This is a genomic window from Flavobacterium aquidurense, from assembly GCF_002217195.1.
Classification (GTDB): domain Bacteria; phylum Bacteroidota; class Bacteroidia; order Flavobacteriales; family Flavobacteriaceae; genus Flavobacterium; species Flavobacterium frigidimaris.
The window spans coordinates 73,139-85,689 of the sequence record NZ_MUGR01000026.1 but is presented as its reverse complement, the minus strand read 5'-3'; the positions used below and the strand labels follow the sequence as shown (position 1 = coordinate 85,689).

9 protein-coding genes are annotated in these 12,551 nt (G+C 36.3%); 7 read left to right on the top strand and 2 right to left on the bottom strand.

The genetic code is table 11. The annotated features are described in order from the left end of the window. The first annotated feature begins 59 nt into the window (after positions 1-59). Positions 60-1,970 carry a fumarate reductase/succinate dehydrogenase flavoprotein subunit gene (locus B0A67_RS14270; protein ID WP_072954025.1) on the top strand — a complete coding sequence of 637 codons (1,911 nt, stop codon included), beginning with the start codon at positions 60-62 and terminating at the stop codon, positions 1,968-1,970. A gap of 17 nt (positions 1,971-1,987) precedes the next feature. Beyond that, complete coding sequence (locus B0A67_RS14265; protein WP_072954026.1) at positions 1,988-2,734, top strand: succinate dehydrogenase/fumarate reductase iron-sulfur subunit; 747 nt, start codon at positions 1,988-1,990, stop codon at positions 2,732-2,734. Between the two features lie 111 nt (positions 2,735-2,845). On the opposite strand, the gene B0A67_RS14260 is transcribed toward B0A67_RS14265, so the two are convergent. Next, on the bottom strand, positions 2,846-4,177 hold the full coding sequence (locus B0A67_RS14260; protein WP_084074439.1) for a S41 family peptidase: 1,332 nt from the start codon (positions 4,175-4,177) through the stop codon (positions 2,846-2,848). Positions 4,178-4,734: 557 nt separating this feature from the next. Then, a complete protein-coding gene (locus tag B0A67_RS14255) occupies positions 4,735-5,484 on the bottom strand; it encodes a 4-hydroxy-tetrahydrodipicolinate reductase (protein ID WP_072954030.1) in 750 nt (249 codons plus the stop codon). Positions 5,485-5,946: 462 nt separating this feature from the next. On the opposite strand from B0A67_RS14255, the gene B0A67_RS14250 reads away from it, so the two are divergent. The 5 genes from B0A67_RS14250 to B0A67_RS14230 all read left to right on the top strand — a co-directional run bounded on the left by B0A67_RS14250 (position 5,947) and on the right by B0A67_RS14230 (position 12,410). After that, entirely contained in the window at positions 5,947-6,297 is a 351-nt protein-coding gene (locus B0A67_RS14250) for a hypothetical protein (protein ID WP_072954032.1), read from the top strand. 287 nt (positions 6,298-6,584) lie between these two features. Continuing rightward, the gene (locus tag B0A67_RS14245) at positions 6,585-7,280 is read left to right on the top strand and encodes an ABC transporter ATP-binding protein (protein ID WP_072954034.1); all 696 of its coding nucleotides are present in this window, start codon (positions 6,585-6,587) and stop codon (positions 7,278-7,280) included. Between the two features lie 30 nt (positions 7,281-7,310). Then, a complete protein-coding gene (locus B0A67_RS14240; RefSeq protein ID WP_072954036.1) occupies positions 7,311-9,605 on the top strand; it encodes a TonB-dependent siderophore receptor in 2,295 nt (764 codons plus the stop codon). Positions 9,606-9,610: 5 nt separating this feature from the next. Beyond that, complete coding sequence (locus tag B0A67_RS14235) at positions 9,611-11,062, top strand: ABC transporter permease (protein ID WP_072954038.1); 1,452 nt, start codon at positions 9,611-9,613, stop codon at positions 11,060-11,062. Position 11,063: 1 nt separating this feature from the next. Next, positions 11,064-12,410 (top strand): DUF3526 domain-containing protein, encoded by a 1,347-nt coding sequence (locus B0A67_RS14230; protein WP_072954040.1) that lies wholly within the window; start codon positions 11,064-11,066, stop codon positions 12,408-12,410. Positions 12,411-12,551: the final 141 nt, after the last annotated feature.

Here is a 12,551-nt window from a genome sequence, read left to right as displayed (position 1 = left end):
TATTATTCAGTTTCTTTTTACAATTTGTGCCCAAATTCATTTTAAATCCAAATTAAAAAATGATAGACTCAAAAATACCGGAAGGTCCGTTAGCCGAAAAATGGAATAATTATAAAGCAAAAGCGAAACTCGTAAATCCCGCAAATAGAAAAAAGCTAAACATTATAGTGGTGGGAACCGGGCTTGCGGGTGCTTCCTGTGCGGCATCACTGGCAGAACAAGGTTACAACATTCAATCATTTTGTTTTCAGGATTCGGCCAGACGAGCCCATTCTGTAGCTGCGCAAGGTGGTGTAAATGCTGCAAAAAACTACAAAAATGATGGCGACAGCACTTACAGAATGTTTTATGACACTATAAAAGGCGGTGATTTCAGGTCTCGTGAAGCCAATGTGTACCGCCTTGCAGAATGCTCAGCAGCTTTAATTGATCATGCCGTTGCTCAGGGCGTTCCTTTTGCCCGGGAATATGCCGGATATCTCAACAACAGGTCTTTTGGAGGCGTTCAGGTTTCCAGAACGTTCTATGCCCGCGGACAAACGGGCCAGCAACTTCTATTGGGTGCTTATCAGGGTTTATTGCGACAGGTTTCATTAGGAAAAGTCGCTCTGCATACCCGACACGAAATGCTTGAATTGGTAGTGATTGACGGAAAAGCAAAGGGAATCATTGCCCGAAATCTTGAAACCGGAGAACTCGAACGTCATGCTGCAGATGCTGTGGTTCTGGCTTCCGGCGGTTACGGAAAAGTATATTATTTGTCTACGCTGGCAATGGGCTGCAACAGCTCTGCTATTTGGCGAGCACATAAAAAAGGAGCTTATATGGCAGGTGTGAGCTGGATTCAGTTTCACCCTACTTCACTCCCGCAACACGGAGAAAATCAATCTAAACTTACTTTAATGTCGGAATCGCTTCGTAACGACGGGCGAATCTGGGTACCCAAAAAAGCAGCAGATGACAGAAATCCGAATACAATTCCGGAAGAAGAACGGGATTATTATTTAGAACGCAAATATCCTTCTTTTGGAAACCTCGCTCCACGCGATATTTCCTCAAGAGCGGCAAAAGAACAAATTGATTCCGGACACGGTGTTGGTCCTATGAAAAACGCCATTTATCTTGACTTTTCGGATGCTATTAAGGCGCAGGGAAAAGAAACTATTGAAGCCAAATACAGTAATCTTTTTGCGATGTACGAGAAAATTACCGGAATCAATGCTTATAAAGAACCCATGCTGATATCGCCATCAGCGCATTTCACGATGGGCGGACTTTGGGTAGATTATGAATTAATGACTACGATTCCGGGGTTATTTGCTTTGGGAGAAGCTAATTTTGCTGATCATGGCGCAAACAGACTGGGTGCAAATTCACTGCTTCAGGCCTGTGTAGACGGCTATTTTATAGCTCCTTATACTATTCCGAATTATTTGGCAGGAGAATTAAATACTCCAAAAACAGCCATTACGCATCCTGCTTTTGATGAAGCCGAAAAAGCGGTCAGAACCCAATTAGATAAATTCCTGAATAGTAACGGAACGCTTTCAGCAGATTACTTTCATAAAAAAATAGGGCGATTGCTTTACGAAAAATGCGGACTTTCCAGAAGCAAAGAAAAACTGGAAGAGGCCTTAAATGAAATCCAATTATTAAAAGCATCTTTTGAAAAAGACCTCTTAATTACGGGCGACGATACTTTAAACAGCGAACTTGAAAAAGCCGGACGCATTGCAGATTATATCGAATTGGCCGAATTAATGTGCCATGATGCCTTGCAAAGAGAAGAATCCTGCGGCGCACACTTTAGAGAAGAATATCAAACTCCGGACGGAGAAGCTGTTCGAAATGATGCTGATTTCTGTTATGTATCGGCCTGGAAATGGAAAGGCGCGGCACAAAAACCGGAATTACACAAAGAACCTCTCGTATTCGAATCGGTTGAACTGGCAGTTAGAAGTTACAAATAAATCAAAAGCATCAGAATATGAAACTATATCTTAAAATATGGCGGCAACTGAATACTTCTTCCAAAGGAGAAATGGTAAATTATGAAATTGATAATGTTTCTGAGCATATGTCTTTTCTGGAAATGCTGGATCTTTTGAACGAATCTTTAATTCAGAAAAAAGAACGTGTGATAGAATTTGACCACGATTGCCGCGAAGGCATCTGCGGGCAATGTGGCGTTATGATTGACGGAAGAGCGCACGGACCGCTAAAAAATACTACAACCTGCCAACTTCATATGAGAAGTTTTAAAGATGGAGATACTATTTATATTGAACCTTTTCGTGCCAAAGCATTTCCGGTTTTAAGAGATTTAAAAATCGATCGTTCTGCTTTTGATTCCATAATCGAAGCTGGCGGTTTTATTAGCGCTTCGACAGGTCAGGCTCCCGAAGCCAATAGCATCCCAATATCTTACGAAACTGCCGAAGCTTCTTTTGATGCAGCGGCCTGTATTGGTTGTGGAGCTTGCGTAGCGACTTGTAAAAATGCCAGTGCAGCTTTGTTTGTTGGTGCCAAAATAACACATCTGGCGTTGCTTCCGCAAGGAAAAATCGAAGCATCAAAAAGGGTTCTAACAATGGTTGAGCAAATGGATGCCGAAGGTTTTGGAAATTGTTCTGATACAAGAGCGTGCGAAATCGAATGTCCACAAGGAATTTCTATTCTTTCGATTGCCAAAATGAATGCTGAATATACTAAAGCTTTGATTTTCAGGAAGTGATTTAGATGAATAAAAAATCTTTCGCAAAGACGCTAAGACGCCAAGTTTAAAAAACTTATAAAGAAAAAACTTTGCCACTCTGCGACTTTGCGAGATTAAATTCTAAAACCTTTACTCTTTTTTATAAAACTTCTCCTGCCCGTCCTGATAGATTCTTTTAAATCCTGTTATAACATTATTTTCTGAGACCATTTTTATGCGGAAATCATCTACTCCATCAAGCAGAAATAAATCCTGTTCCAAGGGAGTCAATAGCAAAGTGGCTATATTATTCCATTTGTAATATAAGTTATCATTTTCATATTTCAGTTCCACTTTGCCATATTTACCTTGGTAAGACTTTAAAATTGTAGCGTCAACATTGGCCTTTTTTTGTCTGTTTTTAACGATAGGAACATACCAATCAAGATGGTTTGATAATTCTTTGTTTTTTGACGAAAGCTTTTGCAAAGCCAATATGTGAGAGGTATTTACCCCTTCTTCGCTTTTGCATACAACATCGGGCATAACACCTTTTCCTTCAAAATCTGTATTCGTAATCGGATCTTTTACTTCTCCAAAAGGAATATTTACAGAAAAACCATTTGGTAATATCTTTCGATCAATCGGATGCGCACCACCAGCCGTTTTTTCGCCCACAATCGTAACACGCTTTAAATTTTGAAGCGAATAACTCATCCATTCAGCAGCAGAAAAAGTAGTGTTACTTGTTAGGATATAAATGTCAACATCCTCCATACGTTTTCCCGGTACAGATGGCAATAACCACATTTCTCTTTCGACTTTTTTTCTGTTTTTGTCATTAGTGTAATATTTATAAAGAGGTAATTCTTTACCTGAATAAAAATAACTGCTTAAAAATTGTCCCATTTCCATTGCTCCGCCATTGTTTTGGCGTAAATCGATAATTAGCGCATCAGTACTGCTTAAAAATTGCATCGTCGCTGCTGCAGTTTCACTTCCTATTGCCGGATCTTCAAAATAATCAAACTTTAAGTAGCCTATATTTCCTTCTAAAATTCGTGCTTGCTGAAAACCGAAATTTTTCTTTTTGGCTTCAGCCAATTCCTCTGCTTTAATTTTTTTCTGTACCTCTTTATCTCCTTTTTTTAGCTGATCTTTTGTCCATTCCGGATCATATCGTACTGCAAAATGTAAGTCTTTACTAGCCTCTACAAGATCTGAACTTAGTTTACCGGCAAAATCATTTGGTTTTACAAGATCTTTATAAAGCCCTTTTTTATAATTCTCATTCAGTTTCTTTTTAATATCTCCAACGGCATTTGGTCGTATATAGAATTCTTCAAGTTGTTGAGCCAATGAATCAATAATTTGTTTTTTATTTAATTCAGTAAGCTTAATTTCTTCTTTTGAGGCTGACTGATTTTGGGCATAGGAACCCATTGAAAATGTTAGTAATAATAAGGCTAATAGGTATTTCATTTTTTATGAAGTTTTACAGTTTAAAATTATTTTGTTTAGGATTTTATCTAATAATTGGATTTCATCAAGAGATAATCCTTCAAGGACGGTTTTGCGATTGAGTTTAAAAACAGGAGTCAGTAAGACAATTGTTTTATGACCTTTTTCAGTGATTTTCAGTTGGTTTTTCTTTTATCCAGTCTCATCTTTTTCTTTGGCCAGATAATTCTTTCAACTATTAAAGTACCATCTCTATTGGATTTTTCTGACTCATTTTAAATTCCTTAAATTTATTTGATATATCAAAGATAATTATTTATTTGATATATCAACTAAATTTAAATTAATTATTATTCGAATCAAATTAGCACATACAATAAACCCGACAGATTTTAAAAAACCTGTCGGGTTTGAATATTGAAGGAAATAAAGTTTTTTTTGTAGTAGAAATGACAAAATTGTGGTCAAAGCTTGCGACTCTGTTCCCCATAGCCATCGTGATTGCGAGATTATTTTAAACCTTATTAAAAAAAACTTTGCGCCTTAGTGCCTTTGCGGCAAATGAACTAGCAACAAAACTAAACTGCAAAGTAAGGAGTCAGTATATCTTCAAAATTGTATAATCCTTTTTGTTTGTGTTCTAAATTTTCGGCAACAAAAACAACTCCGTTTCCAAAAGCTTCTCTTGAAATCGATTCATGAATTAAGCGGACAGTTTGATACGGAAATCCAAAGATTACTTCATGTTTTCCTACGATTCCTCCTGCCCTGACGGAATTGATGTTTTCTTTATCAACATCTAAAGCTTCAGCAATTTTTACCGCTGTTCCTGAAGTTCCTTGTTTCATTTTAAAATGCTCTTCGTTGACTTCAATATCTACCCACGGTGCAATTTTCTTTAAAAATTTAGCCGCAAAAAGCAAATAATTTACTCCTAGTGTAATATTTGGAGACCAAAATACGGTGGTTTTATGGGCCAGTTCTTTTAATAATTGCAACTCTTTGTCTTTATAATGAGAGATCGCCGATATAATTTTAATCTTCCTGTCGGCAGCAAGTTTTCCATACGTATAAATCCCTTCATTAGACGAAAAATCAATAATGACATCGACAGGATGTTTGTCTAACAATTCTTCCATCGTGGTTTTGGAACTGGAGTAAATTAATCCGGGTTCGTCTGACTGAATTCCAAAAAATTCGGGAACAGATCTGTGTTCTAAAACAGTACTTTGTCTTAAAACCCATTCCAAACAAAATTTTTTATTTTCCAGTAGTATTGATGCTACTGATTTTCCAGTCTTTCCAAATCCGATTAATCCTATTTTCATAATTTATTTTTTATTGAGCAGAAAGCTCGTTAATAGAAATTGGCCCTTTTTGAAGCTAATGCCAAATCAAAAATTCAATTATTATCTAAGCCGATAATGATACTCTATTAGTAAAAATAGAAATATTCTAACAGGATTTCTAACCATTTCCCGGATATATAACAATAAATCACTTTGTTAACAGGAATAATATTGTGAATTTTTTGAATCGCAGTGGCGGAAAAGATTTTTTTATATGCAGCAGATTTTACGATAGATGCAAAAAGCAAAACTTCCAAACCTAAATTTGAAAAAGTACGGTATAAGTATTTTGATACTTCCTTTTATAACATTTTCAATTCATAATTTTAAATTATTGTTCAATTGCGGTATTTTTTTAATTAAGATATCTATCTTTGCAACCAAGTTGCATTAACTAATAACTCATGTACCCGCTATAAACAAAGGATTTCCAAAACAAGAATGAAAAAGAAAATTGTCTTAATTAATCTTTTTATGTCTTTGACTGTATTGTTCGCAATGCTGTTTCAGACTGTGCATTCTTATGAGCATGTTTACAAGCAACTAACAGAGAAACCTTGTGATCATCAATATGTTGAGGGGCAAAAACAGATCACACACAGTCACACTGTAGATAGTAATTGCCACGTTTGCCACTTTGCTTTTAGTACGTTTATTCCAAATACATTTCAAGCTTTATCTTTTCACAAGATAAATACCCAAACTTCTTATGTATTCTTTTATACAAAAGTGGCTTCAACCTTCTTTAAAGGCAGTCTTTTTGCCCTTAGAGCGCCTCCTGCCCTAATTTAGTTGACTACATTTTTATTTTCGGAAAATTAAAAACACCTCTTACCTATCTTTAATTGGTAAAAGGAGAATCGATTGCATTTTCATTTGACACACTCTATTCAAACAAAAATCGTATGAATAAGAGGTGAAAATGTTATCTCATTTTCAATACTAATTAATTTCTTTCTTCAGAAACCGTAGTAAACTATCCCTATTCTCACAATTTAAATGTGACTGTCACTGCGACTGTGACTAAAACTTACTGTGACTAAAAACTAAATTAAATCATTCCAAATACATAAAAAACTATGCTTATAGCTGAAAACCTGACCAAGAAATATGGCCATAATAATGCTTTGAATAAATTGAACCTTACTATTAAAGAAGGTGAAATATTTGCGCTATTAGGTCAGAATGGTGCCGGAAAAACAACTACAATTAATCTCTTTCTGGGCTTTATTGAACCAACGGACGGAGAACTCAAAATCAACAACATCTCGGTTAAAGAAAATGCTCAGGAAACCAAAAAATATGTTGCTTATATTCCTGAAACAGTCATGTTATACCCCAATCTTACTGGGTTAGAAAACCTGAAATTCTTCTCGTCTCTTGCCGGATTTAAATATTCTACAGGCGAACTGACTTATTTCCTGACTAAAGCAGGTTTACAAGTAACCGCACACGATCAGAATCTTGGCGGATATTCTAAAGGAATGCGTCAAAAAGTAGGTATTGCGATTGCCATTGCCAAAAAAGCAAAAGTATTGTTGCTGGATGAACCTACAAGCGGATTAGATCCAAAAGCTTCAAACGAATTTTCGCAAATCCTGAAAGAACTTTCTTCAGACGGAACGGCAATTTTGATGGCTACACACGATATTTTCAGAGCCAGGGAAGTTGCTTCACATATTGGGATCATGAAACAAGGCAATCTGGTAACAGTTATTGAAGCCGATAAAATATCGGCAAATGAACTGGAAGACTTGTATTTACAAACGGTATAAAAAAGGAAGTATAATTTCCATTAACATAAAATGAAACATATATATCCTTTTATATTTTTAATCATTGGTACTCAATGCGTACAATCTCAAATCATTAACAAAAAAACCAAAGACAGCATTGCGCCAGACTCTGTAAAAGTGGCCCGAAATGAATTACAAACAGTTGAAATCGTTGGTCGTTCATCAAAAAAATACAATAGCGATTACTCATTTGCTGCCACAAAAACTGCAGCTTTAAACAAAGATATTCCGCAATCTATATCGACAATTACCAAAGAATTAATAGCTGATAAAGGAGCTTTTTATCTTGCCGATGCCGTAAAGATGGCCAGTGGCGTAATTCCGGCGAGTTATTACAATCAGTACACGATTCGCGGTATCAGTCAAAATGAAGAAGGACAGATCATCAACGGAATGCGAACCCGTCAATATTACTTTTTACAGCCTTTAACTACCAATATCGAACGTGTTGAAGTGATTAAAGGTCCGTCGAGTGCCACATTTTCCTCTGTCGATCCGGGCGGAAGCATCAATTTGGTGACTAAAAAACCTTTATCTATTGATCGAAAAGAAGTAAGTCTGAGTGTAGGGAGTTTTAGCACCTTTCGCGGAAGCTTAGATTTTACAGGACCTCTTAACGAATCTAAAACTCTTTTATACCGTGTAAACGGAGCGTATCAGGAAGCCAAATCCTTTCGTGATTTAGTGAATAATAAGTCGTTTTTGATTTCTCCGTCTTTCAGTTATATTCCAAATGAAAAAACGGCAATTAATACTGAATTGATATTGAGTGACATGACCGGAATTCTCGATCGTGGTCAGCCTATTTTTGGTGCGGTTGCAGGAGTTACGAATTTAAATAAAACACCAATTAGTCTAAATCTGGGCGCTCCCAGTGATTTTTTCAAGTCGAAAGAAATGATTTTCACGACGAGTTTCGCCCATAAATTCAGTTCTAAAATAGGTTTTAATGCCCAATACATGAAACAATCCTGGACAGAAGATCTTCAGGAACACAGAACGACAAACGGTTTTGCCGTTGATATGAACAATCAGCCGGTAACCAGTCTGGCCATGATGCAATTTGTGCAACGCCAGCAATATTGGGATATCGATAATTTGAGTGCGTATTTTAATTTCGATCTAAAAACCGGAAAAATCAAACATAAACTATTGGCTGGATACGATTTAAGCTCCTGGAATAAAACCAAAGGCGGCGGACAAAATGCAGCAAGAGGTTATGTACTAAAAGACGGAACTGTAGCAAGTACTTTTGTTCCGGCAAACGCTGCCAATTATCTAACGACGACGATTGATGGTGTGATTTTACCAAAACCCAATGTCAATTATTTCAATCTGAATAATCCAACGTATACCATTACGAGCGCAGATGATTATACCTTAAATGTGAGAACTGCGCTGCCATCAGCATTGACAACGACAAATGCCATTTATATTCAGGATCAGATTCAGTGGGAGCAATTTACTTTTTTACTGGGTTTGCGTAACGAATGGTTTGAAGACATTACCAATTATGAATCCAACAATGAATTGACAGTTAAAAAGTCGGCTTTATTGCCTCGCGTGGGTGTCACTTATGCCATTAATAATGAAATTAATGTCTACACAACTTATCTAGAAGGTTATCAGCCACAATCGAATACAGTGACTTTGATGCCTCAAACCGGGTCTTTACCTGCCGGAAGTTTGTTTAATCCGCTTGAAAGTAATTTGAAAGAAGTGGGTTTAAAAGCGACTTTCTTCAATAATTCGATGAGTTTTAATGCCGCTGTTTACGAGATCAATCAGCGTAATATTTTGATGAATGCCAATGATCCGGCCAATCCCGATTTACTGGTCACCAGAGGTGCTGAAAGAAGCCGTGGTTTCGAGTGTGATCTGGCTGGTTATATCACGGCCGACTGGCAAATAAATGCTTCGTACAGTTATATCGATGCCAAAATTACAAACGATCGTGATGCTTCGCTAATTGGTGCCCGAAAGCAAAATACACCAAAAAACAGCGCCAATTTATGGACGCGTTATAATTTCAATTCCGATTCGGGTTTGAAGGATTTAGGAATTGGTTTTGGTATGCAATACCAGAGCAGCAAAGTGCCTTGGTTTACAAGAGCTTTTACACTTCCTGATTTTACCGTTTTTGATGCCGCTGTTTATTACAAACCCAACAAAAGCAATATGCAAATTGCGCTTAATGCAGGTAACGTATTCAATAAAACCTATTGGTTAGGTGCTCAGAATTACCTGAGATTATTTCCCGGTGCTCCCAGAAATTTTAGCCTGACTGTAACTTATAAATTTTAATTGGTATGAAATCACTACACACAGAAATTTTAATCGCCAAACATTTAAAGAACTCCGTATTTAAGAATACAGCAGTTTTTATAATCACCCTATTTATTGGGATAATTTTACTTTATGCTGCGTTTTCAGGTTGGGAAAATTATAGCAATCAAAACGAAACCAGCGAAAAATACCAGCACGAATCCAGAGAAGACTGGTTGAAAAATCCGGACAAAAACCCGCACCGAATGGCGCATTACGGGAATTTTGCCTTCAGAAAAAGTACACCTCTCAGTGTTTTTGAATTTGGAATGGAACCGTTTTTCGGGAACGCCATATTTCTGGAAGCGCACAAACAAAATACCGCCAATTTCTCTGAAGCAGGATTTTCGAACAGTATGCTTCGATTTGGTGAAATAAGTATTGCCATGGTTTTACAAATTTTATTGCCGCTATTGATCTTTTTTTTAGGTTTTAATGCGGTCGCAGCCGAAAGAGAAGACGGAACTTTAAAATTGCTTTTAAGTCAGGGAATTAGCTGGAAACAATTATTAAGAGGCAAAATACTCGGAATTGCCGGCGTGATCATGATTCTTTTTGTTCCCACGATTATTGTATTGGTTTTGATCTGGTTATTACTTCAAAATTTTAGCATTTCTGGAGATGAAACCATCAAAATTCTATTGTTTATTTTGTTTCATTTTGTTTATCTGATCTTCTTTTGCATCATTGCCGTTTTAGTTTCTGCATCAAGTAAAACATCAAAAAAAGCACTGATTTCATTGATCGGGATTTGGCTGGTTTTTACCATTATTTTACCAAGAACCACTCAGGCAATTGGAGCATATATTTTTGAAGCGCCATCGAAAATCCAGTTTCAGAGTGATATCGAAAAAGATATTCTCAAACAAGGAGACAGCCATAATCCGAATGATTTGCATTATAAAGCCATTAAAGATTCCCTTTTAAGCGTTTACAAAGTCGATTCTGTACAAAAACTTCCTTTTAATTATTCCGGATTTATTATGACCGAAGGTGAAAAAATAAGCTCCAGAATATACAATCAGCATTTAGAAAAATTACTTCAGGTTTATGAAAAGCAAAATAGTTTTTCTAAAACCGTTTCTTTCTTAAATCCCTATATCGCCATAAAAAACGTATCGATGGGATTATCGAATACAGATTATGATTCGTATATCGATTTTCAAAAACAAGCCGAGGATTATCGCTACAACATGGCGCAAAAAATGAATGGTTTGCAGGTAAAATATATCAGTAATAAAAAGCCCGGCCCTAATGACAAACCTTTAACAATCAACAAAGAACATTGGGCTGATGTGGCCGAATTTCACTATGAGCCAAAAGGAATTCTGGAGGTTTTAAAATCCGAAATTGTTTCTGTTATTTCTATAATTCTCTGGATAATAATGCTTTTTGTTTTGATTCGAATTGCAGCTAAAAACCTTAAAGCCATTTAATATGTTAGCATTACTTTTTAAAAATTTCATACGATCTAAAGGAACCAAAATTGGACTGGTTTTCCTTTTAGTAATTTGTTTTATAAGCCTTTTGATTGGACAACAATTTCAGCAAAAGCAACAAAATAACATCAAAGAAGCGGCACTTTATCAAAAAGAACATATTGCCCGAAATGCTGCTTTTCATAAAGACGAAATGGGGCTTCTGCTCTATTACATCAAATTTTCGCTGGTTAATGCAACTTTGCCCGTTAATAGTCTGGCAATTGGTCAGCGAGATGTAAACCCGTCCATACAAAGTGTTACCATTCGTGGTTTGGAAGGTCAGAAATACGATTCGGAACTTAACAATCCGAATAATCTTTTGTCCGGAAATATCGACTTTAGTTTTGTTTTGATTTATCTTTTTCCGCTCTTAATCGTTGCGTTTTCTTATAATCTGGTTTCAGAGGAAAAAGAAAGCGGCACCTGGAAAATTGTGGCTACTCAAAGTCAAAACACTTTTTTATACATTCTGAAATTGTTTTATATCCGAATTTTAAGTCTGATTGCACTTTTAACGATCGTGCTTTTTATAGCCATTCTGTTTTTGAAAATCCCGCTAAACCAGTCACTTTTTACATTTTACGGGCTCGGAATTCTGTACATTCTTTTTTGGTTTGCGATCAGCTTTTTCATTGTTTCCTTACAAAAGAATTCCAACTTCAATGCTGTTATTTTATTAACCATTTGGTTGTTTTTGATTATTATTTTACCGGCCGTAATCAATACGTATATTGTCAATAAATTTCCAATTCCCGAAGCTCTGGAACTAACGGTAAAACAACGAAATGCCTATCATGAAAAATGGGATATGGATAAAAAAATAACGATGGATAAATTCTACAATCATTATCCGCAATTTAAAACTTATCCTTTGCCGGATAAAGAATTCAGATGGCTTTGGTATTACGCCATGCAACAAGCAGGTGATGACGATTCGGCGAAACAATCTCAGGAATTAGAGCATAAATTACAGCAACGCAATAAAGCGAGTCAGTTTATAGCGCAATTTATTCCTACTTTGCATACGCAGCTTCAACTGAACGAAATTGCCCAATCTGACTTAGGAAATCAGCTTTTGTTTTTGAAAGAAACAAAGCAGTTTCATGAAAAAATGCGTTTGTATTTTTATCCAAAAATCTTTGATAATGCCGATGTCAGTAAAGAAAACTGGTCAAAATTTCAAGTAGAAACGTTTCATGATCCGTCAGAAATTAGTTTTGCAAAAGCCTTTTTGCCTTTACTTTTTTTCAATTTATTATTGATTGGTTTTGGATGGCGAAATTTTAACCGCAGGGTGATTTAACTGCAAAGGTTTTTTACCGCAAAGTTCGCAAAGGTTTTCTTTTTAGAGGGTTTTATAAAAGAGCAAAGTTCACAAAGCTATATGTTGAAATAGCTTTGCGAACTTTGCGTATCCCGATAGCTATCGGGATTGCGTGCTTTG